Raw genomic sequence first — 26,509 nt, forward strand, 5'->3', positions numbered from 1 at the left:
GCTCCGTCGTTGCGGGCGCCTTCTACTCCGGCATGCGCGTGCCTGTCACGAGGCCGGGTGCGGGGCGTTGGCCGGCGCCGGCGAAGGCGATCCGGCCGTGATGTAGATCTTCTTTTCGGCGTAGGCGATGTAGACGTGCAGGTGGCGCAGGATATCCATGCCGATCCGCAGGGCCTGATCGGTCTCGTCGATCCGCTTGTCGGAGAGGCGCGTCCCGAGCGGCGGCGCCCCGGCCTTGGCGCGCATGTTGCGCGTAACGTCGGGGACGATGAGCAGGCCGGGATTGGCGATGACGACGCCGCCGATGTCCAGCGTCTTGAAGACATGCCGGTACTGCGGCGGGTTGCCCGCGGCGGGCGTGGCGGCGTCGCCGACCTCGACGCTGAAATCGCGCGACGCGACCCCGCGTGTCAGGGTGGTGGCGCGGGCGCCGGTATCCAGGTCGGCGACGACCGCCTTGCCGTCCAACTGGACCGGGAATTGGATATGTCCGGTCGGCATTTTCTCGAACGGCACGATCGCGACCGCATCGGCGTTCCAATAGACGACCTTGCCTTCGCAATGGTCCTGCGACAGCAGGTTGAGCTTGCGGGCGCCGAAATCCATCTCGACATCGTAATTGCCGAGGACGTCCGGCGCGATCAGGCCCGCGACGGTTGCGTCGTCGGCCGGCAGGTCGTCGTCCGACGTGACGCGGAATTCCATGTTCCGGGCGACGAGATTGCCGAGCTTCATCGATGCGTGCACGAGCACGGTCGGCGCATCGTGCACGATATTGGCGGCCTCGTACGTCCTCCACCTGACGCTATGCGCGTCCGCCCCATGGCCCGGCTTCAGGCCGAGCGCGTCGGCAACCGAGGGGAGCATTTCGGTCAGGGTGCCGCCGGTATCGACCAGCATCGTCTTGCGCGTATCGCCGAAGGTCACGGGAACGAAGGGCCGGATGTCCGCCGTCGGCGCCAGATCGACGGACGCGACGATCGAGAGCGGCTTGCAGTCGGCAAAGGCCGGACCGGCCAGCAGGCAGGATGCGGCGAGCAAGGCGGCGCTGGTAAGCTTCGACGACATGTTCCCCCCGGTCGGTGTATCTCGAAATGTCGGGCTGCAACTTATCATATTGGCGCCGGTCCCGGAATGGGGACCTGCACCCGTCGGTCACGGCGTCGCGTGCGGAGACGGGGCGGCCGGCGGCGGTCCGGCCGCCGTGATGTAGATTTTCTGTTCGTTGTAGGCGATGTAAATATGAAGGTGGCGCAGGATATTCATGCCGAGCAGCATGGCCTGGTCGGCTTCGTCGCCGCGCTTGTCCGAAAGACGATATCCGACCGGAGGCGCCGCCGCCCTGCGGCGCACGGTGCGCGTCATATCGGGAATGATGACGACATTGAGATTGGAGACGGCGACGCCGCCGAGGTCCAGGCTCTTGAACACATGCGTGTAGACGGCCGCGTCGGCGCTGTCGGTGAGACTGCCGACCCGGGGCGTGTCAGCGCCGCCGACCGTGATCCCTAAATCGTCCACCGCGACGGACCGGGTCAAGGTCGTGACGTAGGCGCCGGTGTCGAAATCGGCGACGACGTCCTTGCCGTCCAGCATCACCTTGAACTGGATGTGCCCCGAATTCATCTTCAGGAAGGGTATGATCGCCACGAACTCGGTCGGCCAATAGACCACCTTGCCCTCGCAATGGTCCTGCGAAAGCAGATTGAACTTGCGGCTGCCGAAATCGATCTCGACGTCGTAGTTGCTGAGAACGTCCGGCGCGATGATGCCCGCGGTGTTCGGTTCGTCGATGGCGTGATCGTCCGGCAGGACGTAGAAGGACATGTTCTGCGCGCTGAGCCGGCCCAGCGTCAGAGGGCTGTGCACCAGCTTGCTCGTTTTCCTGCCGGCGATGTCCGACAGTTCGAGCATTCCCTGCGTCGGCTTGAGGCCGAGTTCGTCGGCCGCCTGCTGAGTCAACACGGTCGCGACGCCGCCGGTATCGATCAGCATCAGTTTCGGCCTGCCGGACAGCGTCACGGGCACGAAGGGGCGCAGGTCGTCCGTCGGCGCCAGGTCCACGGACGCGACCAGCGACAGCGGCTTGCAATCGGCGACGGCCGGACCGGCCGCAAGCCACAACGCGGCGAACGCAAAAACGCCCAGCAATTTCGACGACATGTTTCCCCCGTATTCGTCGGCCCATCCCCGGCCCGATGCGACCCGCTACGCGGTCAGAAACGCGATGACGGCATCCTTGTAGACTTTATCGCCCACCGCCGTCATGTGGTCGCGGTTGGGAACGACCGCGGCGCGGCCGTCGGCGAAGGCCTGCGCGAGCGGCCCGGGCGATCCGGCCTGGATGTCCTTGGCGCCGTCGACCACCAGCACCGGCACGGTGCAGGTCCCAAGCTGCTCGCGCGTGTACAGCGTCCGGTCGGCCCCCATGCAGGCGGCGAGCGCCTCCCTGTCCTTGCCGGGCTGCGAGGCGAAGGCGCGGAACGCCTTCTGGATCGGATCGGCGATCGTGGAGGGATCGGCGGCGCGCAGCGCCTTCGCGATGCCCGGACGGTGGGAATCGCGGTTGAAATAGGTCTCGCCGACGCCGGCGCAGACCGCGCGCCGGATCCGCTCCGGCCGCGTCATCAGGAGGCCGATGGTCAGGAAGGCGCCCATCGAATAGCCCATCACATCGGCGCGCGGCACCTCGGCGGCATCCATCACCGTCAGGATGTCGCCCACCATCTTGTCGCCATACGAGATCTCGTCATGCGGCTTGTCGCTCAGGCCGTGGCCGCGGCAGTCCATCGCCACGATGCGGCGGCCGGCGCCGGTCAGCGTTTCGTACCAGCCGACATTCTTCCAGTTCTGCGCCCGGTCCGACGCGAAGCCATGGACCAGGACGATGGGCTCGCCCTCGCCGACGGTTTCATAGGCGAGCCGGATACCGTCCGGCGCGGTTGCAAAGCGTGTCATGCGGCGACCTTCGCAAAGCGGCGCGGGACTGTCTATGATGACCCTGTCGTTGCGAAAGCCTGCGCTATGTCTTTGGAAAAGTTGAAGAAAGATGTCTGCGCGGCGGTCGACGGGCTGGCCGGGGAACTGCTCGCGCTGAGCCATGCGATCCATGGCGAGCCGGAGCTCGCGCTGGAGGAATTCAAGGCGGCGAAGCGGCTGACCGACGCGGTCGAGAGCCACGGCATCCCGGTCCAGCGCGAGGCCTTCGGCCTCGCGACCGGCTATGCCGCGCAGTTCGGCCGGGACGGCGGACCGAACATCGCGATCCTGTCGGAATACGACGCGCTGCCGGGCATCGGCCATGCCTGCGGCCACAACATCATCGCGGCCAGCGGCTATGGCGCGGCGATCGCGCTGTCGAAGCTGAACGGGCGGCTGCCCGGGCGCGTGCGCTATCTGGGCACGCCGGCGGAGGAACGGTTCGGCGGCAAGGAGATCATGGCGCGCGAGGGCGCCTTCGACGGCACCGACGCGGCGATGATGATCCATCCCTCCAACCAGAACCTCGTCACCATGCCCTGCATCGCCATCTCGGAGGTCGAGGCGATCTTCCACGGCCGCTCGGCGCACGCCTCGGCCATACCCTATCGCGGGCTGAACGCGCTCGACGCCGTGGTGACCGCCTATCAGGCCATCGCGCAGCTTCGCCAGCACATCCGCAACACCGACCGCATCCACGGCATCATCACCGAGGGGGGCCTCGCGCCCAACATCGTGCCGGAGCGGGCGGCATGCTGCTTTTATGTCCGCGCGGCCGACGTGCATGAGCTCGTGCCGCTGAAAGCCCGTGTGCAGAAATGCTTCGAGGCCGGCGCGCTCGCCACCGGCTGCACGCTGGAGGCGCATTGGGGCGACACCGACTATCTCGACCTCAAGACCAACTGGCCGATGGCGGAGATGTACGAGAAGAACGCGATCCGGCTGGGGCGCGAATTCTCCCCCGTGAAGGACCTGCCGCCGGGCTATGCCGGCTCGACCGACATGGGCAATGTCAGCCATCGCGTGCCCTCGATCCATCCGATGCTGGGCGTCGCGCCCGGCAACGTCATCATCCACAACCAGGAATTCGCCCGCTATGCCGCGTCGCCGGCGGGCGACGCGGCGGTGATCGACGGCGCCAAATCGCTCGCCATGACGGCGCTCGACCTGATGGCGGATGCCGGACAGCTCGCGGCGGCGCGCGCGGATTTCGCGGCGACGGCGGAGCTTTCGCATGCCGCAATCGCCAGGTCGCGCGAGCCCATGACGCACAGCCATCACGGCGGCTGCGGCTGCGCATGAGCGGCTGGCTTGTCGTCGCGGCAATCAACGGGGCGCTTGCCGTAGCGTTCGGCGCTTTCGCGGCGCATGGGCTGCAGGGCCGGCTGGACGCGCATGCGATGCAGATCTTCGAGACGGCGGCGCGCTATCACATGTATCACGCGCTGGCGATCGGGCTGGCGGCCTTCGCGATACGTGACGCAGCGGCAGGCGCGTCTGCAACAGCCTGCGCATTTTTCCTCGGCGGGATATTGCTCTTCAGCGGTTCGCTCTATCTTCTGGCCCTGACGGGCGCGCGGCTTTTCGCGTTCGTTACGCCGTTCGGCGGCCTTGGTTTCATCATCGGATGGTGCGCGCTGGCACTCGCCGCCACGCGGTTGCCAAAGTGATCGAAAGAGTGTGATGGGTAAGGACGAGCATATCCTGGTCGCCGGCAGCGGCATCGCCGGGCTCGGCGCCGCGCTGGCCTTCGGCGGCGGCGCGCGCCGCATCACCATCCTCGACCGCGATCCGCCGCCGCCCGCCGGCTCGGCGGAGGAGGCATTCTACGAATGGGAGCGGCGCGGCGCGACGCAGCTTCGTCATAGCCATGCCTTCCTCGGACGGCTGACCTCGCTGATCCGCGACCGCTATCCCGAGCTGATGGCCGAACTGCTGGCCGAAGGCACCCGCCTGTTCGGCTTCGAGGACGGACTGCCGCCCGCGCTCGCGAAGGATTACCGCCCGGCGAAGGGCGACGAGGACCTGAAGCTGCTGTTCAGCCGGCGCACGACGCTGGAACTGATCCTGCGGCGCTATGCGGCCAGGCTGCCCGGCGTGTCGTTCATTCCCGATGCCGGCGTGCGCGGCCTCCTCACGCGGCGCGAGAACGGGCGCGTCGTGGTCGAGGGCCTGAAGGTCGAGCGCAACGGCGCCGTGGAGGAGATGCGCGCCGCCATCGTGGTCGATGCGTCGGGCCGCAACACGCTGTTTCCCGAATGGCTGCGCGCCGAAGGCGCGACGGTGCGCGAGGAATCGAGCCCCTGCGGCATCCTCTATTACACGCGGCATTACAAGCTGCGCGACGGCCAGGACGAGCCGCCGCGCGATCCCAAGGCCGCTGCCGGCGGCGCCGATCTCGGCTACATCAAGTTCGGCGTGTTCATCGCCGACAATCGCCACTTCTCCGTCACGCTGGCGGTGCCGGAAATCGAAAGCCATCTGCGCACCGCGGTGATGAAGCCGGAGACCTTCGACGCCGCCTGCCTGGCGATGCCGGGCGCGGCGCGCTGGATCGATCCGGCGCGGGCCGAACCGGTCAGCCGGGTGTTCTCGATGGGCGAACTGCACAATGTCTGGCGCCACTACATGAAGGACGGCGAGCCGCAGGTGCTGAACTTCTTCGCGCTGGGCGACGCGGCGATCCGCACCAATCCGCTCTACGGGCGCGGCTGTTCCTCCGGCGTGGTCGAGGCGCATCTGTTGCGCGCGGCGCTGGACGCCGGCACCGATCCGGTGGAGCGCGCCAGGAAATACGAGCGCGACCTCGTGACCGCCATCCGGCCGTTCTTCGATTCCATGGTCGACCTCGACCTCAACGCGATCCGCCGCGCCCAGCATGAGCGCGATCCCGACTATCGCCCGGGCTATCGCGCGCGGCTCGCCAAGAGCTTCACCGAGGACGGGTTGATGCCGGCCCAGCGCGGCGACGTGGAGGTGAGCCGCGCGCTCTCCCGCGTCTTCCACATGCTCGACGAGCCGACCGCGTTCATGAAACGCCCGGCGATCATGGCGCGCATCCTGAGCCATTGGGCGATGTCGAAGGCGGAGAAGGAACGGCGCGGTCTCTATCCGCCCAAGGCCGGACCGGATCGCGCGGGGATGCTGAAGCTGTTGAACATCGCGGCGTAACAACAATTGTCATGCCCGCGCAGGCGGGCATCCAGCACGGTGACGGCAGACCTGGATGCCCGCCTGCGCGGGCATCACAAAAAAAGAATGGAGGAACGCATGGCATCCTTTCCCGAGCCCACCATGGTCAAGACCAACGGCATCGACATGGCGGTCTACGAGGCCGGGCCGAAGGACGGCGTGCCGGTCGTGCTGTGCCACGGCTTTCCCGAACTCGCCTATTCCTGGCGGCATCAATTGCCGGCGCTCGCGGCGGCGGGCTTTCGCGCCATCGCGCCCGACCAGCGCGGCTATGGCCGCACCTCCCGCCCCGAGGCCGTCGCCGACTACGACATGGAGCACCTGACCGGCGATCTGGCCGGCATGCTCGATGCGCTCGGCCTGAAGGACGCGGTGTTCTGCGGCCATGACTGGGGCGGGATGGTGGTGTGGAACATGCCGTTGCTGCACCCCAGCCGCGTGCGCGGCGTCATCGGCGTGAACACGCCGTTCCTGCCGCGCGGGCCGATGGACCCGATCGCGATGATGCGCGCGGTGTTCGGCGAGGACATGTACATCGTCTATTTCCAGAAGCCGGGCCTCGCCGACGCGGCACTGGCCAAGGATGTCGGCAAGTCGATGCGCTTCTTCATGCGCAAATCGGGGATGAAGGCGGCGGACTACGCCAAGCTGCCGGCCGGGCAGCGCAACCTCGCCCTCGTCAAGGCGCTGGAGGCCGACGAGACGAGCTGGGCGGGCGCCGGCACGCAGCTCCTCAACCCGGAGGAGCTGAAATATTTCGTCGACACCTTCACCCGGACCGGCTTCACCGGCGGCATCAACTGGTACCGCAATTTCACCCGCAACTGGGAGCGCAGCGCGGACCTCGTGCAGAAGGTGCCGATGCCGAGCCTGATGATCATGGCGGAGGACGACATCGTGCTCTCGCCGGCCATGGCCGAGGGCATGGAGCAGTTCGTGCCGGACCTCGAGAAGGCGCTGATCAAGGATTGCGGCCACTGGACCCAGCAGGAACACCCCGACCAGGTGAACGCGATCATGGTGGACTGGTTGAAGCGGCGGTTCGGGTAGGGCCGCTTCCGGCATATGGCTCGCCGCGGTGCGGCGAAACCGTGGCGCCGCCGCCCCAAATCCGCCCGTTTGAGGCTGTGGCTTGCGTCCGCCGCCCGTGACAAAATCCCGCCATGGCTGAATCGACCGCCGACATCGATACCTTCTCCTATGCCGATCCGGCCGACCCGCGGCTGAAGCGCTTCTTCATCCGGCTGGTGGAGCGCATCACCGGCCAGCCCTATCTGAAATGGCTCTATGAGGAGAACCGCGCCCATCCGGTGCCGGGCGAGGATTTCTGGGACGCGGCGATCCGCAAGCTGGAGCTCAAGGTCCGGATCAACGAGGAGGCGCTGGCGCAATGGCCGCGCACCGGGCCGCTGGTGGTGGTCGCCAACCATCCCTTCGGGGTGCTGGACGGGCTCATCATCTGCCACATCATCTCGAAGGTGCGGAAGGATTTCCGCGTGCTGACCAATGCGGTGCTGCTGCGCGCGGAAGAGGTGAAGACCTTCCTGCTGCCGGTCGATTTCGCGGAGACCGAGGAGGCGCTGAAGACCAATCTGCGCACCCGTGCCGAGGCCAAGAACCATCTGATGAAGGGCGGCTGCCTGGTGGTGTTCCCGGCCGGCGGCGTCTCCACCACGCCGACCATCTGGCACAAGCGGGCCGTCGACACCGAATGGAAGAACCTGACGGCGCGGCTGATCGCGCAGTCCAAGGCGGCGGTAGCGCCGGTCTATTTCGCGGGCCAGAACAGCCGGCTGTTCCAGGTGGCGAGCCATATCAGCGTGACGCTGCGCCTGTCGCTGCTGTTCAAGGAGGTGCACGACCGCATCGGCAGCGAGGTCTATGTGCGGCTCGGCGACGTGCTGCCTTATGAGCGCATCGCCGGCATCAACGACCGGCAATCGGTAATGGATCGGCTGAAGGAGATCACCTATTCGCTGGGCGAGACGATGCCGCAGAAACTGCCGCGGACGCGCGTGAAACGCCCCAAGCGGGCGCCCGGTGCATGAGCACGGCAGCGCGGCCCCGGGTCGGGCTTTTCGTCACCTGCCTCGTCGACCTGGTGCGGCCGCAAATCGGCTTCGCGGCGGTCAAGCTCTTGGAGCAGGCCGGGTGCGACGTCGAGGTGCCGGCGGCGCAGACCTGCTGCGGCCAGCCGGCCTGGAACGCCGGCGCCGACCGCGACGCCAAGGACATCGCGCGAAACGTCATAATGGCGTTCGAGGGCTTCGACCATGTCGTGGCGCCGTCCGGCTCCTGCGGCGGGATGATCAAGCGGCACTATCCCGAAATATTCGAGAAGGATGCCGAATGGCTGCCGCGCGCCCGGGCGCTGGCGGCGAAGACGCATGAGCTGCTGTCGTTCCTGGCCAGGGTGCGCGGGATGACGGGCGTGACGGCGGCCTTCGCCAAGCGCGTCTGCTATCACGATTCCTGTTCCTCGCTGCGCGAGATGGGCGTGAAGGCGGAGCCGCGCGCGCTGCTGTCGACGGTGACGGGCCTTTCGATAAACGAATTGACCGATCCGCAGGTGTGCTGCGGCTTCGGCGGATTGTTCAGCGTGAAATATCCCGACATCTCCGAGCGCATGGCGGACGACAAGATCGCCGATGCCTGCGCTACCGGCGCCGACGCGCTTCTGGGCGGCGATCTCGGCTGCCTCTTGCATCTGAAGGGCCGCATGGCGCGGCAGGGCAAGAGAATCGACGTGCGCCACGTCGCCGAAGTGCTGGCCGGCATGGGCGGCGGCAAGGCGCTGGGCGAGCCGTGAACGCCGATCCCAAAGAGTTCATCGCGAATGCGCGGGCGGCGCTGGGCGATCCCAAGCTGCGGCCGGCGCTCGGCCGCCTCAAGACGCATTTCGGTGCCGGCCGCGCCATTGCCGTGCAGCGCTATGGCGATTTCGAGGGCCTGCGCGAAGCCGGCAAGGCGATCCGCAACCATGCGGTGACGCATCTGGACGAATTGCTCGTGCAATTCGAGGCCAGCGTCGCGGCGCGCGGCGGCACGGTGCGTTGGGCGCGCGATGCGGGCGAGGCGCGGCGCGTTATCCTCTCCATCCTGCAGGATGTGGGCGCCAAGACCGTCACCAAGGGCAAGTCCATGGTGACGGAGGAGATCCTGCTCAACCCGTTCCTCGAAGCCAACGGCATCGAGCCGGTCGAGACCGATCTGGGCGAATACATCATCCAGCTTCGCCATGAGCCGCCGAGCCATATCATCGCGCCGGCCTTCCATCTCTCCAAGGAACAGGTGGCCGAGACGTTCTTTGCCGCGCACACGGAGCTCGATCCTAAGCGCTCGCTGGAAGAGCGCAATTCCCTGGTGCAGGAGGCGCGCGCCATCCTGCGCCGCCGGTTCGAGGCCGCCGACGCCGGCATCACCGGCGCCAATTTCCTGAGCGCCAAGGACGGCGCGGCGGTGATCGTCACCAATGAGGGCAATGGCGATCTCACGCGGCTTCTGCCCAGGACCCATATCGTCGTCACCGGCATCGAGAAGGTCGTCGCCGATATGAACGACGTGGCGGTGCTGCTGCGCCTTTTGACGCGCTCGGCGACTGGCCAGCCGATCTCGACCTATGTCAGCGTCATGGCGGGGCCGCGCGGGCCGGACGAGACCGACGGGCCCGAGAATTTCCATGTCGTGCTGATCGACAACGGACGCTCCAGGCTGATCGGCACCGAGGCGCAGGACGTGCTGCGCTGCATCCGCTGCAGCGCCTGCATCAATCATTGCCCGATCTATGGCGCGGTCGGCGGCCATGCCTATGGCGCGACCTATATGGGGCCGATCGGCGCGGCGCTGAACCCCGCCACGATGGGGGTGGAGAACGCGGCCCATCACGCCAACGCCTCGACCTTTTGCGGCCGCTGTGCGGAGGTCTGCCCGGTGATGATCCCGCTGCCCAAGATCATGCGGCATTGGCGCGCCATCGAATACGGCCAGGGCCTGGCGCCGAAAGCGATCACGCGCGGGCTGACGCTGTGGGCCTTCGCGGCGAAGCGGCCGGCGCTCTATCGGCTGGGGGCGAGCATCGCGGCGCGGGTGCTGAAGATGCTTGGCCGCCGCGGCACTATTCACGCGGTGCCATTCAAGAATGGCTGGTTCGCGGTGCGCGATTTTCCGGTGCCGGAAGGGCAGACGTTCCAGCAGCAATGGCGGGCACGCAAATGAACGACGCGGCCGAGCGAATTGGGTTGGCGGGCGGCAATTCGCGAGGCCGCCATCAAAAATGAGCGCGCGGGACGAAATCCTTGAGTCGATCCGCGCACGGCAGCTCACGCGGACGCCGAAGCCTGCCGTCTATCGCGCGCCGGCGAGCGAGGGCGATCTCATCGAGGCCTTCGCGAAAAAGCTTTCGGCGCAATACGCGGACGTTCGCATGCTGGACGGCATGGCCGACGTGCCGGCCGCCATCGCCGACATTCTGCGCGGCCGCAACATGGCGCCGATGGTGCACATCGCGCCGGACAGCGAATTGACGCTCGACCTGCCGAATGTCGAGATCCTGCGCGAGCCGCCCGGCCAGTTCGACGCCGCGGTGACCGTGGCACCGTTCGCCATCGCGGAGACCGGCACGCTGGCTTATCCCTCCGCGAAGGGGGCGCCGGCCTCGTGGCATTTCCGTCCCGTGCTGGAGATCGCCATCGTGCGCGCGGCGTCGGTGGTCGCCGGACTGGAGGACGTATTGGCGGCGCTGCCGGACGGGTTGCCGTCGACGCTCAATCTCGTCAGCGGTCCCTCGCGCACCGGCGACATCGAGCAGACCATGGAGCTGGGCGCGCACGGCCCGAAAGCTCTGGCGGTGCTGGTAATACCAACGGCCTCAGTGGTTGACACATTTGGCCCATGATCTTTGGGTTATCGAGGCGATATTGTCTGGGTTTCTGAGGAAGCTTCGCCAAGCGTCGCAACAAGCATCGAGGATGGCGTCGTAGTCTTTGAAGACGCGGTTTGCGAGATGGTTCTGGCGCAGGAACTGCCAGACATTCTCGACCGGGTTGAGTTCGGGGGCGTATGCCGGCAACGTCAGCAGCGAGATGTTGGACGGCAGGTGGGTGATGGCTTTCTCGTGATAGCCAGCGCCGTCCATGACCAGGACAGCATGGGCGCCTGGCCTGACGGCCCGGCTGATCTCCTTGAGGTGCGCCGTCATCGCCCTGGTATTGGCGCAAGGAAGAACCAGACCGGCGGCACAGGCGCGCTCGGGACAGACCGCGCCGAAGAGGTAGGCCCACTTGTAGCGCTGATCGCGCGGCGCGGTGGGGCGTGTCCCGCGCCGCGCCCACATTCTGGTCAAGCTTCCCTTCTGGCCGATCCGGGCTTCATCCTGGAACCAGATCTCGACCGGCTTGGTTTTGGCGGCATCCGGCAAGGCGCGATCGACAAGCTGCGCGAAGTTTTTTTGAACGCCTCTTGGGCATCGGCGTCTGCTTTGGGATGGCGCGGGCGAACCGACATATGGCTGAAGTTGAGACGATCCAGCACCTTGCCCACGGTGCGCTCGTGAAGCGCAACGCCAAAGCGCGCGGCGATCACGTCGCGAAGATCGACGCGGCGCCAGCGCACCATACCGTCGTTCGCAAGATCGGGACCTTGCTCCACAATCTGGACAAGTTCAGCCTCCTGCTGCTCCGTCAGCCGGGGCGTTGGGCCTGGAGCCTTGCGGTCGACAAGACCATCGATGCCTGACGCATTATAGCGATGCACCCAGTCGCGCAGCGTCTGGCGATCCATGCCGCACGCCGTTGCCGCGTCCGTGCGAGACGTGCCTTCCAGCACCAGTGCCAGCGCCAGCAACCGGCGAGCCTGATCGGCGTGCCGCGTCTTGGCCGCCTCCCGCCGCAAATCCGAAGCACTGTGTTCCGAACGCAAAATCTTGATCGCCATCGCCGATCCCCTTCGCGAATCACCTCGCAAAGCGAATCACAGACAGCGGCCGCGTTGAATCCTCACGAGTCAGAAACTAAGGCCGTTGGTATAATAAGGACATGATTTCTTCCCCCGCTGTTGCGGGGGAGGAAAACTAAGATGCGATCCCCAATTCCCGCCGTGCGAACTCGGCCGCGCTCTTGTAATCCGCCTTGCCGTTCGGCGCGCGGAGCGGCACGCCGGCGAGGATCACGCGCTTGGGCGTCTTGTAGCCGGCGAGCGAGGCGCGGACATGGGCGCGCAGGCCCGCCTCGTCGAAATCCCCGCCCGGCGCGAGCTTCACCAGACCGGTTACCGCTTGGCCCCATTGCTCGTCGGGCACGCCCAGCACCAGCGCGTCCTCGATGGACGGATGGGTCTTCAGCGTCTCCTCGACTTCCTCGGGAAACACCTTCTCGCCGGCCGTGTTGATGCAGTTGCTGCCGCGGCCGAGCAGTGTGATGCGGCCATCGGCCTCCACGATCGCGTAGTCGCCGGGGATCGAGAAGCGGCGGCCGTCGATGACCTTGAACAGCCGGTCGGTTTTCTCCGCGTCCTTGTAATAGCCGACGGGCAGCACGCCGCCGACGGCGAGGCGGCCCGTCCTGCCGCTGCCCGGCACGATGGGGCGGTCCTCGTCGTCCAGCACCATGGCGTTCGGGCCCATCAGGAAGCCGGCGGTGCGCGTCTCCCCGCCGCGCTGCGCCACCGACACGCCCATGCCGAGCGCCTCGGTCGAGGAGAAGGCATCCGTCAGCGCGGCCTGTAGCGGCAGGTGCTCCAGCAGGCCCTGCTTCACCTCGGCGCTCCACATCGCGCCGGACGAGCCGATCCCGACGATGGACGACAGATCGTATCTCGCCGGATTCTCGTCGAGGGCGCGCAGCAGCGGCTTGGCGAAGGGATCGCCGACGATCGCCATGTTGGTGACGCGGTGCGTCTCCACCGCGCCCCAGATCGCGTGCGGATCGAGCGAGGCATTGTCCACCGTCACGACGCAGCCCCCGGTCAGGAGCGAGGTCATCGTGCCGAAGAAGCCTGTGCCGTGCATCTGCGGACAGGCCGGAAGGTAGCGGGTATTCGCCGCGCCCAGCGGCTTCACGAACGCCACGACCTCCTCCACGGTTTCCGGCAGCTTGCCGGTGGCGATCAGGACGCGCGCGAGGAGCGTGTTGGCAAGATCGCCCTGCGCGTACATCACGCCCTTGGGCATGCCGGTGGTGCCGCCGGTGTAGACCATGACGAGGTCCGTGGGCGAACGGTCGATGCCGAGCCTGGCGCCGCTGCCGCGCGTCGCCAGCGCCTCGTAGGGCGTGGCGAAGGATGCGACGTCGGACGGGCCGACCTCGACGAACACCTTCACCTTGTCGAGCTGGTTGTGGATTTGCGCCACCGCGTCGCGGAACTCGCGGGCGTAGCACACGACTGCCGCGTCGGAATTGTCGACGATGTAGCGTACCTCGTCGGGCTTGTAGCGGTAGTTGACGTTCACATGGGTGAGGCGTCCGACGAAGCAGGCGCCGGTCAGCTCGCCGTATTCGATGCCGTTGCGCATGTAGAAGGCGACCTTGTCGCCGGGCGCCACGCCGTTGGCGTGGAGGTTGCGCGCGATGTTGTTCATGCGCCGCGCCGCCTCGCTCCAGGGGATCGTGCGTTCGCCGTGCACGAAGGCGGGCGAATCCGGCGGAACGACCGCGCTCACCGCGTCGATGATGTCGCCGAAATTCAGCGCCGTGCTCGGCGGAGGCGGTTCTGTCGTCAGCATGTCCCACCCTTGATGGATTTCAATTCGTTCTTTCGACCGCCGGGATACGGCTGACCGAGATGTTGTCCGCCCAGTGCGAATGCTCGCGACGGCGGAAATGGCCGGGCCGGTCCGTCAGATGGCGCGTCGCCAGCCACAGCCGCTTCAGATGGCGCCTGAAGCCGTTCGCCGGATCGTCGCGATATTCCTGGCGGCCGTGCAGCACATGGTAGTTGTTGATGAACTGCATCTCGCCCGGCGCCAGGTCCATATAGACGTTGTAGCGCGGGTCGCGCGCCATCTCGGTGACGGTCTTGAGCGCCTCCTGCGCGATGGGCGACAGGCGCGGCGCCTCGGCGTGCTTCTGCGAGGCCAGCACATATTGCGGGATGAAGCGGGTGAAGAGCCGCCCGCCATGCTCGGTGAAAACCGGCATCAGGTAATAGGGCTTCTGCCCTTTGGCCTGCTCCTGCCGCGCGTCGAAGGGCAAGGGTTCGTGGAGCGCGGCGACGAGGTCGGGCCGCGTCTTCACCAATTCGTTGTAGATCGCCACGACGTTCGCGACGCAGGAGAGCCCGCCCTCCCGCGCCTTGCGCAGGCACATCAGGCCGATGATGTCGGCGCCGTCGGTGTGGTAGTCGAGCCCGACCTGGCCGATCTCGTTGCCGCGCAGGGTCGGATCGTCGAGCCGCTTGCCCTGGTCGGTCACGTCGCCCATCACATGGCCGTAATGGTTCTGCGGCCAGGGATCGCCCAGATGGATGCCGATGCCCCAATATAGCATGGTCAGGTCGTCGTCAGAGTATTTCGCCGTGTCGAGGGTGCGGATGCGCACGAAGCCGCGGGGACCGTCGATCAGGTCGCGCGCGATGGCTTCGAGCTTGCGACCGAGACCGTCGAGCGGAAATTGCGCAAGGCCGATATCGAGCAGGCTGTCCGAATGGGCCTTGGCGACGCCGAGCGCGGCATCGAGTTCGCGGCGGTCGGTCTCGCTCAGCTCGACCGTCCAGGCGGCTTCGTCGGCGACGTCTTCGTGCCGCCAGTCGACATGGGTCTCGAGCGGTCGCGGGAATGGACTCATGCTCATGACAAACCTGCCACTCTTCTTGCGGTGATTTGGTCAAAGAAAAGATTGTCACCCCCGGCCGAGCGCCCGAAGGGCGCGAGGGAAAGGGGACCCAGGCGGTTCCGTGCCGCACCTGTTGCCGAATGCAAAGAATGTCGGCGAGACCGTCCGAACGGCAGCGCCTGGGTCCCCTTACCCTCGCTTCGCTCGGCCGGGGATGACAATCGTGTTTGGTTCGTCGGCATCGCGCGCGTCTAGTTGCGCGCGGCTTGCGGGCCGCGGACGAGCCTGCCGGGCAGGGCTCCGGTGGGTTCGCCGTGACGGTAGATCACCCGGCCGGAGACGATGGTCGCGTCATAGCCGCGCGCGCCCTGCAGCAGGCGCTTGCCGCCGGCCGGCAGGTCGTAGGCCATGCTGGGCGCCTCGACCGCCAGCCTATCCATGTCGATGACGTTGAGATCGGCCTTCAGGCCCGGCGCGATCGCGCCGCGATCGTTCAGCCCCACGGCGCGCGCGGTGTCGAGGGTCTGGCGCTTGACCAGATAGCCGAGATCGAACCGGCCCTTGGCGCGGTCGCGGCCCCAATGGGTGAGCAGATAGGTCGCGAAGCTCGCGTCGGAGATGATGCCGACATGGGCGCCGCCGTCGCCCAGGCCCATGACGCAATCCTTGTGCGCGATCATCTCGCCGCAGCAATCCAGATTGTAGTCGGCGTAGTTGGCGAAGGGCGAGAACAGGAAGGCGCGGCCTTCGTCCTCCAGCAGAAGATCGTAGGCGATGTCGGCGGCCGCGCGATTGGAGCGGTCCGCCATGGCCTGGATCGAGGTCTCTCGCGGCGGCTCGTAGTCCGGCGGATCGCCGAGCAGGAACATACGCTCGAATGCCATGATGCCGCGCGCCAGCGGATGGGCCTTTTCGCGCGCGGCGCTCTCTTCGATCACCCTGGCGCGGAAGGACGGATCGCGCATCGCGGCGACGCGCTCGGCGAGCGGCCTGTCCTTGATCGCCTGATAGGCCGCATGGCCGATGAACGGGTTGATCGTGCCTTGCAGGCCGAGCAGCACGCCGATGGGGCGCGGCGCCACCTGCGCCTTGACCGGCAGGCCGGCGTCGGAGGCGCTTTCGATCAGCTCCAATATCCGCCGCCAGCCTTCGGCATGGGAATGGCCCTGGGCGAGCGACAGCGTCAGCGGGCGGCCCGACGTCTCCACAACGCGCCGGATCATGGCGAATTCGGTCGCGAGATCGGGCTGGTTGAAGTCCGAGATCATCTCGATGACGCCGCTGCCGGCATCCTTCAGGCCGAGCGCGATACCGGTGAGCTCGGCTTCGGTGGCGCGCAGGCTGGGCGTCGGATCGCCTTTCACCGTCTTGTGGTTCAGCGTGCGCGAGGTGGAAAAGCCGAGCGCGCCCGCACGCATCGCCTCCGCCGCGAGACGGCGCATCCGCGCGATGTCGTCATCCGTCGCCGCATCGAGATTGGCGCCGCGCGCGCCCATCACATAGACCCGGAGCGCGCCGTGCGGGAGCTGGGCGCCGATGTCGATATCGTGCGGCGTGCTTTCCACCGCGTTGAGATATTCGGCAAAACTTTCCCAATTCCATTTGAGCCCTTCGTGCAGGGCGACGCCGGGGATATCCTCGACGCCCTCCATCAGCTCGATCAGCCGGTCGTGGTCGGCGGCGCGCACCGGGGCGAAGCCGACGCCGCAATTTCCCATCACCACCGTGGTCACGCCATGCCAGCTCGACGGCGCGAGTCGCGCGTCCCAGGTCGCCTGGCCGTCGTAATGGGTGTGGATGTCGACGAATCCGGGCGTGACGAGCCGGGATTTCGCATCGATTTCCGTGATGCCGCGTCCCAGACCCGGCGCCGCCGCCGCGATGGTACCGTTTCGTACACCGACATCGGCATCGCGCAAGGCGCCGCCGAATCCGTCCGCGACCGTGCCGCCCCTGATGACAAGATCGTATTCGGCTTCCATGGCGTTCCCCGGATCGATTGTCTGTTTTGCCAAACGGTTTGCCTCCACTGACATAAAGTCAAGTTGGGGAACCCGCCTGCTCCTAAGTTTCCAAGGCTTGCTTAAGGACGCCGGGATTACGCTATCATCCGACCTCCGGGGGCGGCATCGTGCGCTCTCGCGGTGCGTGGCGCGTCGCCAGTTCCAAGAACGCAGTTGGGCCGGGGATTTTTGCGCGTGCAAACGATGCTTCGACGAGCCTGGACAGGGCTGCGCGATCGCTTTTCCGCGAACGTGCTGGGGACGACGTCGTCCTCGGTTCCGCGCCTCGACGGCGGGTTGTCGCGCCAAGTGCGCCTCCTGATCACCGCGGTCTTCCTGGCGCTCGCGATGCTCGCGGCCTGGCTCGCAGGCGGGCCCTGGGGCGCGCAGTTCTTCTTCCCGGCGCTGATGATCGCCGGCATTTTCGGCGGCGTGGAGCTGGCGGCCCTCGCCTATGCTGCCAGCCTGCTCGCCGCCGCGCGACTCGATTCCGGGACCGATCTGTGGCTGTTCGCCGGCGCTGCCGCGGTGCAAACGGCGGTCGCGCTGATCCTGCGGCAGTTCTTCCGCGAAAGCCGGCGCTGGGGCGTGCGCTATCGCCGGCTGCTTTCGGCTACATCCGCGGCGGTCACGGTGTCGGACGATCGCGGGCGCATCGAGCGGCCGCACCCCGATCTCGAAAGGCTGATCGGCATGACATGGCCGAGCTATGCGGGCACCAGCTGGCTCGCCTCGGTCCATCCGGACGATCACGCCAAGCTGTGGCCGGCGGGACCCTACAAGGACGTGACGGCGCACCGCGCCGAGATACGGCTCAAGGATCCGGCCAGCGGCGACTGGCGCTGGCATGCGATGCGCGCCGTGCCGCTGCCGGGCGAGAGCGGCGAGGTCGAGGAATGGATTTCCACCCTCACCGACGTGCATGAGCGCAAGCTGAGCGGCGAGCAGCAGGACATGATGGTGGGCGAGGCGCGCCACCGGCTGAAGAACCTGATGACGATCATCGATTCGCTGGTGAAGAGCTCGCGGCCGCGCGGCGCCGACGCCAATGTCGACGCCTACCAGAAGAAGCTGGTCGGCCGGCTGCATGCCTTGAGCGCGGCCGGAGACCTGGCGCTGGCGGGCAACTACACGACGATGAACGCCAAGGAGATCGTCGCGGCCACACTGGCGCCGTTCCTGGAGACCGAGTCCGACCGGCTGTTCTTCGAGGGGCCCGATCTCGAACTCAGCCAGGCGACGGGCGGAAGCCTTGCGCTCGGGGTGCACGAGCTCACCACCAATGCGATCAAGCACGGCGCGCTGTCCGTGCCGGAGGGACGCGTCGAATTCCACTGGTGGGTGGCGCCGAACGGCAATGGCAGCCGGGTCGAGATGCTGTGGAAGGAATCCGGCGGCCCGCCGCCCAAAAAGCCTGAACGCGACGGTTACGGGGCGCGGGTGATCGCGTTTATTCCGTCGCGCGAGAAGAACGGCCAGGTGACGATGGACTATCCGCCGGACGGCTATGTCTGCCGCATCGCGTTCACGCTTGCGGCCGAGACGCGCGTGGCGGAGGAGATCACGTAGAGCCTGAGGCGATCCGGCCGATTGCCTGCACGACCCGATCGGTCTTTTCCAGCGTCACCATGTGGCCGGCCTCCGGGATCGAAACCAACTCCGCGCCCGCGATGCCCTTCTTGAAGCCGTGCGCATAGGCCGGCGGGATCAGCCTGTCGCTGTCGCCCCAGATCAGCACCGTCTTCGCCTTGATGCGGTAGAGGCGCGTCGAGAGCCCGCGCTCCGGAATCGGAAACAGGATCTTGCCCGCCATGCCGAGCTGGCGCGCATTGGTGACGAGATAGGTCTGCAGGAATTTCGGATCGCCGAAGGAAAGGCCCGCCGTCAGCAGCTTGGTCCCCGCCTCCACATCGTGGAACAGGAGCGCGGGCATCTCGAAGGGCAGCGTCGCGAAGATGTCGGGGATCGGATAGGCGTCGAGCCACAGGCCCGCCGGACAGATCAGCGCCAGCCGCGTCACGTCGTGCGGCGCCACCGCCGCCATCTCGGCGGCGATCATGCCGCCCATCGAATGGCCGACCAGGATCGGGTCTTTGAGGCCGAGTGCTTCGACCACGTCCCAGCTGTGGAGGGTGAAGTCGAGCATGTCGCGCAGCTCGGGACATTCCTCGCTGTCGCCATAGCCGGGCAGCAGCGGCGCGTAGACGTGGTACTTCTCCGCGAGCCGGTTCAGGAACGCGTCGTTCGCCAGCGCGCCGCCGGCGCCGTGCAGGAAGACGAGCGGCGCGCCGGAGCCGCCTTCGAGATAGCGGACGGGAACGTGCGGCGTGGCGACGGTTTTGAGGTCCAGAGGCATATTGATCGTTCCTTTCGTCTACCCTCCCTCAAGGGAAGGGTGGAGTCTCACCTTGCGGCGCCCACGGCCTCCATCGCTTTCGCTTCGCTCGGCAGGCTGCCGGGCTTCACCTGTTTGATCGGGTGGCACCAGAAGCGGTCGTCGTCCGCGTATTCCGGGAAGACGTTGCGCAGTTTGGGCATCACCTTCTCGGCGAACAGCTTGGTCGAGTACATGCACTTCTCCTTCGGCATGTTTCCGACATGGAGCAGGCAGAACAGATTGCCGACATGGAGCGACTTGGCGAGCTCCTCCAGCCGCTGGCGCACCGTCTCGGGCGAGCCGGCGATGACATGGCCCTGCTCGGTCAGATCCTTCCAGGTCAGCTTCGAGAAGCCGACCGGCGGAGCGTATTGCGACAGGGCGCCGGTCTGGATCGTCCGAATCGTGCGGTAGCCCGGCGCGTCGGCAAAGCCGCCATAGACATGCAGGCAGCGATTGTAGAAATAGTCGATATGCTCCTTGTACAGACGTTCCGCCTCGGCGTCGGTGTCGGCGACGCAGATGGTCTGGGCGAAGCCGGCGCGGTAGGGCGATTTGTCGGGCGCGCCGCGCTCCTCCACCCGGCGCCAATAGCCGTCGAGCAGCGCCTTGCCGCGGATATAGCCGCTGAACGACAGGTAGGAATAGGAGTAGGTGTTGTCGATGCAGAAATCATAGGTCTCGACGCTGCCGCCGCCCGGGATGTGGATCGGCGGATGCGGCTGCTGGATCGGGCGCGGCCAGATGTTGACGTGCCGCAGCTTGTTGTAGCGGCCGTTGAAGGCGAAGGGATCGCGCGTCGTCCAGGCCTTGATGATGAGGTCGTGCGCCTCCTGGTATTTCTCGCGGGTCAGCGCCGGGATCTGGCCATAGCAGAAATTCGTGTCCATCGAGGTGCCGACCGGGAAACCCGCGATGAGGCGGCCGCCCGAGATGCAGTCGAGCATCGCGAATTCCTCCGCGACCCGGACCGGCGGATTGTAGAGCGCGATGGAATTGCCCAGCACGACGAGCGCGACGTCCTTCGTGCGCCGCGCCAGCGCCGCGGCGATGATGTTCGGCGACGGCATGATGCCGTAGCCGTTCTGGTGATGCTCGTTGCAGCCGATCGCGTCGAAGCCGCAATCGGCGGCGTATTCGAGCAGGTCGAGATAGGTATTGTAGACCTCGTGGCTCTTCACCGGGTCGAACAGGCGCTGGTCGATGTCGACCCAGACCGAGCGGTTCTTCTCCCGGAAATCGTCCGGCAGGTACGGCCACGGCATGAGGTTGAACCAGGTGAATTTCATGAGCGTCTCCCGGTTTATCGTTGTTGCCGGCAATCCTGACGAAATGTCAGGAGCTTGGCAATTCGGGCTGAGACCCGGTCTGGCACGGGCGCGGACGCGCTCTACCGGGCCGCCTGCCAAACCTGCCGCCGACCGTAATCGATCGCGAATGGCCGAGTCCCGATCCAATCCATTCCGACGATCGCAAGGGCCTCGTTTGCGCCACCCAGCCGTCCGAACACGGGGAGGTTCGCGACATTCGCCGTCGGATGCACGAAGCGCCATCTGCCGATCGTCGCCTCGGGCAAGACGAATGCGGATAGCGCGGTCTCGCGGCCATCGACGCCGGTAACGGTTCCGCCGCCGCCGCCATCGCGAAGCCCTGCCAGGCGCGCGAAGGCCGGAGACAGTATCGTCCGCTGCGAACCCGTATCCAGAAGTCCCCAGCCCGCCGCCCGTCCGATGCGGACGGGGACCAGGATTTTCCATGGCTTGAGCCATCGGGATTCGATGCGCCGCCAACCCCGGCCGCCGGGGCGGGCGCCGCTCGGCCGTACCTGCACACAACCCCGCTCCAAGCGCCATACCGCCAACCGGCTGCCGAACAGATCGACACCGCCAAGGCCGGCGATGTCGCGACCCTCGATCTGCGGCGCGGCGACGCCCGGCACATCGAGATCGCGGACGACCAGCGATCCGGTGGCGACGCTGTGCAAGCGAAAGACGCGAACGTCTACGGCGCCGCCCATACCCTGGCCCTGCTCCGGCGCCGGGTTGGGCACGAGCCCGAGTTGCTTTGTCCGAAGCTCGTCGAGGGTCGTGCTGCTCGATCCGGTGTCGAGGACAAACCCAAACGGACCCCGGCCGTTTACCCGGGCCGCGATGATGGGGCTGCCGCCCTCGGCGGCCTCGACCACAATGCAAGCAGACGGCAACCGACCTTCGGCGGATGCCGCGTACGGCAAAACGGATATGCCGACCATCGCCGCGAACAGCGGCGGAAGGCGACGACGGAGAATGGATGGAGACATGCACGTTTGCCTAGCACACGACGCCGTCGCGGCATCGGCAAAATACACGGCATCGCGCACGACCGTGTAACGACAGGGTTCCTTTCCGTGCAACCGAGGGGCCGGTCGCCCAAACCGTCAGCCGATCTTAAAGCCGTGCGCCGGCGCCGGCGGGAGCGGTGCGGACAACGTCAGCAGCAGACCGCCTTCGACGCGGCGTGCCGTAGCGGCAACGCCGGTCGCCAGATGGACGGCGACGGTCGCGTCCGGCAGATCGTCGCCCGCGATCAGGACGTCGGTTCCCGGCGGCGTGCCGAGAAGATGGACGAAGAGGTTCCCGTCCGCCTGCGCGAAGCGGACCTGCGTGCCGTCCGCCGTCCGGCCGTCGAAGCGCGTCCAGGGGCGCGTGCCGTAGATGCCTTCGCCATTGGCGCGCAGCCAGGCGCCGAAGCCTTTCAGGCGCGCAAGCTGCTCGCGCGGAATCTGCGCGTCCACGCCGCGCGGCCCGACATTGAGCAGCAAGTTTCCGTTCTTCGCCACCGCGTCGATGAAGCTCGTCACCAGCGACTCGATGCTTTCATAGTCCGCATCCGTGTCGTTGCGGTTGTAGCCGAAGGAATGGCTCATGCCGCGCGTCGCTTCCCATTTCTTTTCGGAGATCGCGTCGAAGGCGGCGTATTCCGGCGTGCGGAAATCGCAATGCGGCGGCAATTGGGGGATGACGCCCTTGGTCGTTTCCCTGGCCATGCGCTCCTTAAGCATCGCATCGAGCCCGCGGCGAACCTGCGGATCGCGCAGGGCCGCGCGTTCCGGCGTCATGGGCAGCCAGCGGTCGTTTACCACGCCCTCCGGAACGGCGTTGTAATAGTCGGCGAACAGCTTCAGCTCATCGTCGAGCGGCGTCGGCCAGGAAATGTCGTTCCACAGGATGGACGGCCGATAGCGCTCGATCAGTTCGCGGGTCTGCGCATCGGCATAGGCGGGATAGTCGCCGCCCGGCGTCGAGCCGACGAAATCGCCCAGCGTGCGCAAGGGCTCGCGGTTGAACGTCCAGTCGATGCCACCGGAATAGTAGACGCCGAAGCGAAGGCCTTTGGCGCGGACCGCATCCGCCAGCACGCCGACGATATCGCGCGGGCTGGTCCAGTCCTTCTGGTGCGGATTGGCGACCGAAGACGGCCACAGGCAGAAGCCGTCGTGATGCTTTGTGACGAGGACGACATAGCGGGCGCCCGCATCGGCAAACGCGCCGGCCCAATCGGCCGGGTCCCATTTTTCGAGCCCCTCCAGGAACGCGGCGCGGAAGTTTTCGTAAGGCGCGTTGTTGTAGGTCGCGGCGTGGAATTTCGCGCTGTCGCTCTCCGGCACCTTGATCGCGTTCCAGTACCATTCGCAGTACGGCGTCTGGGCGACGGCGATGTCGTATTGGTTGCGGAAGGATTCCGCGATCGATCCGGATTTCGCCGCGAAGGCGGGGATCGAGAACAGCCCCCAATGGATGAAGATGCCGAATTTGGCGTCCTCGAACCATTGCGGCACGGCGTGGGCATTGAGCGAGTCGAGCGTCGGTTCGTAGGTCATGCCCGACCTTACCAGCCGGGCCGCGCCGCTCAACGGTGCCGCACGGGAACGTTCAGCGGGCGACCGCCGCGATCACCTGCACCAGGATCAGCCCCGCGGCCATGACGGCCGGAAAGACGCCGAAGAACACGATGGTACTGGCGAGCGCCATGTCGGTGCCGGCGCGGTGCGCGGCGGGCCGTGCGGCGCGCTTGGCGTTCAGTCTCTGTTGGCGAAGCATGAAAGTCCTCCCTCATTCGATGAGAGGAGCTTGCGCCCGCGCCCTTCAACCGGCCCTGAAGGGCGCGTTCATCCGCCGTTCACCCGTGCGGCGCCGCGCATGCTTGACCGAAAACGCGCGGACCCGCGATAACTGCCGCGGAGGGTCCCATGCGCCTGCCGTTGTCCCGCTCGGCCGCCATCAGCCTCGCGCTCTGCGCGATGGTGCTGCGCGCGCTTCTGCCGGACGGTTGGATGCCGGCCGCGGCCGGTTCGCCCTTCGTCATCTGCTCGGTGGACGGCACCCATACCGGCGGCAAGGCACCCGCCGCGCCGGCGCGCGAGCACAGCCACGCGCCCTGCGCCTTCGCCGCCGCGGCCCCGCTGGCGCCGCCGCAAATCACGGCTTTCGCCGGGCCGATCGTCTCAAAGGCCCCAACCCTCGCCTTTGCCGGGCGTGCCGAACCCTTCGATTCGCGCGCCTTCCATCGACCCAATGCGCCCCGCGCACCGCCGTCCTTCTCCTGAGTGATGCGTAAGCCGCGTCCGCGCTGCCGCGCGGGCGTCCCTTTCCGTTCATTCGAGAGACATTCCATGACAATCGCATCCGCGAGACTTCGCGCCGCTGGCTTCGCCGCCGGCTTTCTGCTCTTCCCGCAACTCGTCCACGCCCATGGCGTGGTCGGAGACCGCTTCTTTCCCGCCAGCATCGCGAGCGACGATCCCTTCGCTGCCGACGAGCTGGCCTTGCCAACGATCTCGCTCGGCAATCACGAGGAGGACTACGATTTCGAATACACCAAGACGATCCTGCCGCATGTCTCGCTGTCGCTGGAAGGCGGCTATGTCGACGCGCATCCCCCCGGCGGCGGCGCATCGGGCTGGGACAATTTCGAGATCACGCCGACCTGGCAGTTCCTGACCGATCCGAAAGCCGAGTTCGTGATGTCGGCCGCAATGAGCTTCGAGATCGGCGGCAGCGGATCGAAATCGGTGGCCGACACCTTCACGACCTACACGCCGAAACTCCTGTTCGGCAAGGGCTTCGGCGACCTGCCGGACTCGATGGCGCTGCTGAGGCCCCTCGCGGTGACGGGAGTGGTGGGCTATGCGATCCCCGGCACCAGCGGCGAGTCGAAGGCGATCGAATGGAGCGGCGCGGTGGAATACAGCCTGCTCTATCTGCAGAACGACGTCCGCGACCAGGGGTTCTCGAAATTCGTCGCGCATCTGACGCCGCTGGTCGAGTTCGCGATGACCTCGTCGACCGATGCGGGCGGCGGCGGCACGACGGGGACGATCAATCCGGGTATCCTGTGGTCCGGCCAGTACACCCAGCTCGGCATCGAGGCGGTGATCCCGGTCAACCATGCGTCGGGCGACACGGTCGGGGCGCTCTTGCAGCTTCACTTCTATGTGGACGATATCTTCCCCCACTCCCTGGGCACACCGATCTTCGGAGGCAACAAGTGAGACATGTGATCCTCGTCGCGTTCGCCGTCGCCGGGCTTTGCGGTCCGGCGATGGCGCACGCCTTTCTCGATGCGGCGGCCCCGGCCGCCGGCGAAAACCTCAAATCGCCGCCGCGCGCGGTCGATCTGCATTTCACCGAAGCGCTCGAACCGGCCTTCAGCGGAATCGGCGTCACCGACGAAGCGGGCCGGGATGTCACGGCGGGGGCCGTCGCGGCCGACGGCGCGGAAATGAAGGTCGCGCTCAAGCCTCTCGCGCCCGGCCGCTATCGCGTAAGCTGGCATGCCGTGTCGGTCGACACCCACCGGACCGACGGCCGCTACAATTTCCTGGTGCTGCCATGACGAAACCCTTTCTCGCGGCCCTGGCGCTGGTTCTCGCCGCCGGCACCGCCGAGGCCGAGCCGCTGACGGTCACGGACGCCTGGATCCGGGCGCTGCCGGGCGGGCTTCCGGCCGCCGGTTATTTCACGCTGCACAATGCGACGGCGAAGACCGTGGTCCTGACCGGCGCCGGCGCGGCCGATTGCGCGGAGTTCATGCTGCATCGTTCGGACACATCGAACGGCATGGCGATGATGGAGGATACGACCGCCATTCCGGTGCCGCCGGGAAAAGGCATTGCCTTCGCGCCGGGCGGCTACCACCTCATGTGCCTGACGCCGTCGGCGCGGGTGAAGGCCGGGGGACACATTCCGGTCACGCTGTATTTCGCCGGCGGCGCCAGGCTGGAGACCGTCTTCGCGGTGCGCGGGGCGACCGGGCGGTGACGGCGCTGTTCGCGATCGTGCGGGCGCTCCACTTCGCCTGCCTGATGAGCGTGTTCGGCGCGAGCGCGCTGCAGGCACAAGCCGCGCGGCTTGGCCTGTCGCGCGCGCCGTTGCGGCAGCCGCTCGCTTTCGCGGCGTTCGGCGCGCTCGCGACCGCGATCCTGTCGGTGGGCTTCGTCGGCGGCGAGATGGCCGGCGATCCCGTCCAGGGCTTTCGCCCCGACGTGTTCGCCGCCGTCGCCGCCGATACGCAATACGGCCACGTCTTCCTCGTTCGCCTCATCCTGCTGCTAGGTCTAAGCCTGCTCTGCGCCGCCGGCGGCGAGGCGCGGTTCGTCGCCCTGACCGCCGGCGCGGCGCTGGCGCTGGTCTCGCTCACCAGTCATGCCGCGGCGGCCCGCACGCCGTCCCTCGCCGGCGCGGCGAGCGACGCGCTGCACCTGCTCACGGCGGGATTTTGGCTGGGTGGTCTGGTCGCCCTGCTGCCCGAGATCGTGCCGCGCATCCGCGACACGGCGCGGCTCGTGGCGCTGCTCACGCTGTTCTCCCGCTGGGGCGCGATCTCGGTCGCGGTGCTGATCGCGGCGGGAACGGCCAATGCCGTCTTCATCCTCGACATGCCGGGCATGGCGTGGTCGACGGCCTATGCGACATGGCTCGCGGTCAAGATCGTGCTGGCGGGGCTGATGGTGGCGCTGGCGCTGACCAACCGCTTCGGCGTGCTGCCGGCGCTGGCGCGCGGCGACAAGGAGGCGCAGGACACGATCCCGCTCACCGTGCTCGCGGAACTGGGCGCCGGCTTGGCGATCCTGCTGATCGTAGGCATTCTCGGCCTGACGGCACCGATGCGGATGTGAGGACTCGCAATTAGTTTCATTTGAAACTATATTCCGC

The 26,509-nt window shown here is 66.9% G+C and carries 26 protein-coding genes; 14 read left to right on the plus strand and 12 right to left on the minus strand.

Going from position 1 to position 26,509, the window contains the following annotated elements; genetic code table 11:
• Positions 1-45: 45 nt before the first annotated feature.
• The 3 genes from WDN01_12105 to WDN01_12115 form a co-directional block, all read right to left on the minus strand.
• The gene (locus tag WDN01_12105) at positions 46-1,068 is read right to left on the minus strand and encodes a pepsin/retropepsin-like aspartic protease family protein (GenBank protein MEJ0026762.1); all 1,023 of its coding nucleotides are present in this window, start codon (positions 1,066-1,068) and stop codon (positions 46-48) included.
• 87 nt (positions 1,069-1,155) lie between these two features.
• Positions 1,156-2,163, minus strand: a complete 1,008-nt coding sequence (locus tag WDN01_12110; GenBank protein ID MEJ0026763.1) for a retroviral-like aspartic protease family protein — start codon at positions 2,161-2,163, stop codon at positions 1,156-1,158.
• Between the two features lie 45 nt (positions 2,164-2,208).
• The gene (locus WDN01_12115; GenBank protein MEJ0026764.1) at positions 2,209-2,958 is read right to left on the minus strand and encodes an alpha/beta hydrolase; all 750 of its coding nucleotides are present in this window, start codon (positions 2,956-2,958) and stop codon (positions 2,209-2,211) included.
• A 66-nt stretch (positions 2,959-3,024) separates the two neighbouring features.
• Between WDN01_12115 and WDN01_12120 the strand changes: the two genes are divergently transcribed.
• The 8 genes from WDN01_12120 to WDN01_12155 all read left to right on the plus strand — a co-directional run bounded on the left by WDN01_12120 (position 3,025) and on the right by WDN01_12155 (position 11,065).
• Positions 3,025-4,281 carry a M20 family metallopeptidase gene (locus WDN01_12120; GenBank protein MEJ0026765.1) on the plus strand — a complete coding sequence of 419 codons (1,257 nt, stop codon included), beginning with the start codon at positions 3,025-3,027 and terminating at the stop codon, positions 4,279-4,281.
• Positions 4,278-4,649, plus strand: coding sequence for a DUF423 domain-containing protein (locus WDN01_12125; GenBank protein ID MEJ0026766.1), 372 nt, complete (start codon positions 4,278-4,280; stop codon positions 4,647-4,649). Before WDN01_12120 ends, WDN01_12125 begins: the two co-directional genes overlap by 4 nt.
• Before the next feature lie 13 nt (positions 4,650-4,662).
• On the plus strand, positions 4,663-6,150 hold the full coding sequence (locus tag WDN01_12130; protein ID MEJ0026767.1) for a hypothetical protein: 1,488 nt from the start codon (positions 4,663-4,665) through the stop codon (positions 6,148-6,150).
• A 99-nt stretch (positions 6,151-6,249) separates the two neighbouring features.
• Positions 6,250-7,221, plus strand: coding sequence for an alpha/beta hydrolase (locus WDN01_12135; protein ID MEJ0026768.1), 972 nt, complete (start codon positions 6,250-6,252; stop codon positions 7,219-7,221).
• A 113-nt stretch (positions 7,222-7,334) separates the two neighbouring features.
• Positions 7,335-8,219 carry a lysophospholipid acyltransferase family protein gene (locus tag WDN01_12140; GenBank protein MEJ0026769.1) on the plus strand — a complete coding sequence of 295 codons (885 nt, stop codon included), beginning with the start codon at positions 7,335-7,337 and terminating at the stop codon, positions 8,217-8,219.
• Entirely contained in the window at positions 8,216-8,980 is a 765-nt protein-coding gene (locus WDN01_12145) for a (Fe-S)-binding protein (protein ID MEJ0026770.1), read from the plus strand. The genes WDN01_12140 and WDN01_12145 overlap by 4 nt, the downstream gene beginning before the upstream one ends.
• Positions 8,977-10,386, plus strand: coding sequence for a lactate utilization protein B (locus tag WDN01_12150; GenBank protein MEJ0026771.1), 1,410 nt, complete (start codon positions 8,977-8,979; stop codon positions 10,384-10,386). The genes WDN01_12145 and WDN01_12150 overlap by 4 nt, the downstream gene beginning before the upstream one ends.
• Before the next feature lie 58 nt (positions 10,387-10,444).
• Positions 10,445-11,065: an LUD domain-containing protein gene (locus WDN01_12155; protein ID MEJ0026772.1), complete on the plus strand. Its 621-nt coding sequence runs from the start codon at positions 10,445-10,447 to the stop codon at positions 11,063-11,065.
• Here WDN01_12155 and WDN01_12160 read toward each other — a convergent pair.
• From WDN01_12160 to WDN01_12175, 4 genes are all read right to left on the minus strand, one after another.
• Positions 11,039-12,102 (minus strand): IS630 family transposase gene (locus WDN01_12160; protein MEJ0026773.1). Its coding sequence is split into 2 segments (ribosomal slippage): positions 11,039-11,622 and positions 11,622-12,102, totalling 1,065 coding nucleotides; the frame shifts between segments, so codons are not numbered across the junction. The two genes, WDN01_12155 and WDN01_12160, sit on opposite strands and share 27 nt — an antisense overlap.
• A gap of 136 nt (positions 12,103-12,238) precedes the next feature.
• The gene (locus WDN01_12165; GenBank protein ID MEJ0026774.1) at positions 12,239-13,888 is read right to left on the minus strand and encodes an acyl-CoA synthetase; all 1,650 of its coding nucleotides are present in this window, start codon (positions 13,886-13,888) and stop codon (positions 12,239-12,241) included.
• A gap of 19 nt (positions 13,889-13,907) precedes the next feature.
• Positions 13,908-14,954: a TauD/TfdA family dioxygenase gene (locus WDN01_12170; GenBank protein MEJ0026775.1), complete on the minus strand. Its 1,047-nt coding sequence runs from the start codon at positions 14,952-14,954 to the stop codon at positions 13,908-13,910.
• A 233-nt stretch (positions 14,955-15,187) separates the two neighbouring features.
• Positions 15,188-16,918: an amidohydrolase family protein gene (locus WDN01_12175; GenBank protein MEJ0026776.1), complete on the minus strand. Its 1,731-nt coding sequence runs from the start codon at positions 16,916-16,918 to the stop codon at positions 15,188-15,190.
• Between the two features lie 225 nt (positions 16,919-17,143).
• Here WDN01_12175 and WDN01_12180 point away from each other — a divergent pair, with 225 nt between their 5' ends.
• On the plus strand, positions 17,144-18,508 hold the full coding sequence (locus WDN01_12180; protein MEJ0026777.1) for an HWE histidine kinase domain-containing protein: 1,365 nt from the start codon (positions 17,144-17,146) through the stop codon (positions 18,506-18,508).
• On the opposite strand, the gene WDN01_12185 is transcribed toward WDN01_12180, so the two are convergent.
• The 5 genes from WDN01_12185 to WDN01_12205 form a co-directional block, all read right to left on the minus strand.
• Entirely contained in the window at positions 18,501-19,295 is a 795-nt protein-coding gene (locus WDN01_12185) for an alpha/beta fold hydrolase (protein ID MEJ0026778.1), read from the minus strand. The genes WDN01_12180 and WDN01_12185 overlap by 8 nt on opposite strands.
• Before the next feature lie 47 nt (positions 19,296-19,342).
• Positions 19,343-20,605, minus strand: a complete 1,263-nt coding sequence (locus WDN01_12190; GenBank protein MEJ0026779.1) for an LLM class flavin-dependent oxidoreductase — start codon at positions 20,603-20,605, stop codon at positions 19,343-19,345.
• A 101-nt stretch (positions 20,606-20,706) separates the two neighbouring features.
• Entirely contained in the window at positions 20,707-21,615 is a 909-nt protein-coding gene (locus WDN01_12195; GenBank protein MEJ0026780.1) for an aspartyl protease family protein, read from the minus strand.
• Positions 21,616-21,732: 117 nt separating this feature from the next.
• Positions 21,733-23,175: an alpha-L-fucosidase gene (locus WDN01_12200; protein ID MEJ0026781.1), complete on the minus strand. Its 1,443-nt coding sequence runs from the start codon at positions 23,173-23,175 to the stop codon at positions 21,733-21,735.
• A gap of 52 nt (positions 23,176-23,227) precedes the next feature.
• Complete coding sequence (locus tag WDN01_12205; protein ID MEJ0026782.1) at positions 23,228-23,395, minus strand: hypothetical protein; 168 nt, start codon at positions 23,393-23,395, stop codon at positions 23,228-23,230.
• A 149-nt stretch (positions 23,396-23,544) separates the two neighbouring features.
• Here WDN01_12205 and WDN01_12210 point away from each other — a divergent pair, with 149 nt between their 5' ends.
• The 5 genes from WDN01_12210 (at position 23,545) to WDN01_12230 (ending at position 26,472) form a co-directional block, all read left to right on the plus strand.
• Positions 23,545-23,901 (plus strand): hypothetical protein, encoded by a 357-nt coding sequence (locus tag WDN01_12210; GenBank protein MEJ0026783.1) that lies wholly within the window; start codon positions 23,545-23,547, stop codon positions 23,899-23,901.
• A gap of 66 nt (positions 23,902-23,967) precedes the next feature.
• On the plus strand, positions 23,968-24,846 hold the full coding sequence (locus WDN01_12215; GenBank protein ID MEJ0026784.1) for a hypothetical protein: 879 nt from the start codon (positions 23,968-23,970) through the stop codon (positions 24,844-24,846).
• The gene (locus WDN01_12220; protein MEJ0026785.1) at positions 24,843-25,190 is read left to right on the plus strand and encodes a copper resistance protein CopC; all 348 of its coding nucleotides are present in this window, start codon (positions 24,843-24,845) and stop codon (positions 25,188-25,190) included. The genes WDN01_12215 and WDN01_12220 overlap by 4 nt, the downstream gene beginning before the upstream one ends.
• On the plus strand, positions 25,187-25,615 hold the full coding sequence (locus tag WDN01_12225; protein MEJ0026786.1) for a copper chaperone PCu(A)C: 429 nt from the start codon (positions 25,187-25,189) through the stop codon (positions 25,613-25,615). The genes WDN01_12220 and WDN01_12225 overlap by 4 nt, the downstream gene beginning before the upstream one ends.
• Positions 25,612-26,472, plus strand: coding sequence for a CopD family protein (locus WDN01_12230; protein MEJ0026787.1), 861 nt, complete (start codon positions 25,612-25,614; stop codon positions 26,470-26,472). The genes WDN01_12225 and WDN01_12230 overlap by 4 nt, the downstream gene beginning before the upstream one ends.
• Positions 26,473-26,509 lie beyond the last annotated feature (37 nt).

The organism is Rhizomicrobium sp. (genome assembly GCA_037200985.1).
Taxonomy (GTDB): domain Bacteria; phylum Pseudomonadota; class Alphaproteobacteria; order Micropepsales; family Micropepsaceae; genus Rhizomicrobium.

Coding starts and splice junctions, on each gene's coding strand:
- WDN01_12105 (MEJ0026762.1), bottom strand. CDS start 1,068: ATGTCGTCGAAGCTTACCAGCGCCGCCTTGCTCGCCGCATCCTGCCTG.
- WDN01_12110 (MEJ0026763.1), bottom strand. CDS start 2,163: ATGTCGTCGAAATTGCTGGGCGTTTTTGCGTTCGCCGCGTTGTGGCTT.
- WDN01_12115 (MEJ0026764.1), bottom strand. CDS start 2,958: ATGACACGCTTTGCAACCGCGCCGGACGGTATCCGGCTCGCCTATGAA.
- WDN01_12120 (MEJ0026765.1), top strand. CDS start 3,025: ATGTCTTTGGAAAAGTTGAAGAAAGATGTCTGCGCGGCGGTCGACGGG.
- WDN01_12125 (MEJ0026766.1), top strand. CDS start 4,278: ATGAGCGGCTGGCTTGTCGTCGCGGCAATCAACGGGGCGCTTGCCGTA.
- WDN01_12130 (MEJ0026767.1), top strand. CDS start 4,663: ATGGGTAAGGACGAGCATATCCTGGTCGCCGGCAGCGGCATCGCCGGG.
- WDN01_12135 (MEJ0026768.1), top strand. CDS start 6,250: ATGGCATCCTTTCCCGAGCCCACCATGGTCAAGACCAACGGCATCGAC.
- WDN01_12140 (MEJ0026769.1), top strand. CDS start 7,335: ATGGCTGAATCGACCGCCGACATCGATACCTTCTCCTATGCCGATCCG.
- WDN01_12145 (MEJ0026770.1), top strand. CDS start 8,216: ATGAGCACGGCAGCGCGGCCCCGGGTCGGGCTTTTCGTCACCTGCCTC.
- WDN01_12155 (MEJ0026772.1), top strand. CDS start 10,445: ATGAGCGCGCGGGACGAAATCCTTGAGTCGATCCGCGCACGGCAGCTC.
- WDN01_12165 (MEJ0026774.1), bottom strand. CDS start 13,888: ATGCTGACGACAGAACCGCCTCCGCCGAGCACGGCGCTGAATTTCGGC.
- WDN01_12170 (MEJ0026775.1), bottom strand. CDS start 14,954: ATGAGCATGAGTCCATTCCCGCGACCGCTCGAGACCCATGTCGACTGG.
- WDN01_12175 (MEJ0026776.1), bottom strand. CDS start 16,918: ATGGAAGCCGAATACGATCTTGTCATCAGGGGCGGCACGGTCGCGGAC.
- WDN01_12180 (MEJ0026777.1), top strand. CDS start 17,144: ATGCTTCGACGAGCCTGGACAGGGCTGCGCGATCGCTTTTCCGCGAAC.
- WDN01_12185 (MEJ0026778.1), bottom strand. CDS start 19,295: ATGCCTCTGGACCTCAAAACCGTCGCCACGCCGCACGTTCCCGTCCGC.
- WDN01_12190 (MEJ0026779.1), bottom strand. CDS start 20,605: ATGAAATTCACCTGGTTCAACCTCATGCCGTGGCCGTACCTGCCGGAC.
- WDN01_12195 (MEJ0026780.1), bottom strand. CDS start 21,615: ATGTCTCCATCCATTCTCCGTCGTCGCCTTCCGCCGCTGTTCGCGGCG.
- WDN01_12200 (MEJ0026781.1), bottom strand. CDS start 23,175: ATGACCTACGAACCGACGCTCGACTCGCTCAATGCCCACGCCGTGCCG.
- WDN01_12205 (MEJ0026782.1), bottom strand. CDS start 23,395: ATGCTTCGCCAACAGAGACTGAACGCCAAGCGCGCCGCACGGCCCGCC.
- WDN01_12210 (MEJ0026783.1), top strand. CDS start 23,545: ATGCGCCTGCCGTTGTCCCGCTCGGCCGCCATCAGCCTCGCGCTCTGC.
- WDN01_12215 (MEJ0026784.1), top strand. CDS start 23,968: ATGACAATCGCATCCGCGAGACTTCGCGCCGCTGGCTTCGCCGCCGGC.
- WDN01_12225 (MEJ0026786.1), top strand. CDS start 25,187: ATGACGAAACCCTTTCTCGCGGCCCTGGCGCTGGTTCTCGCCGCCGGC.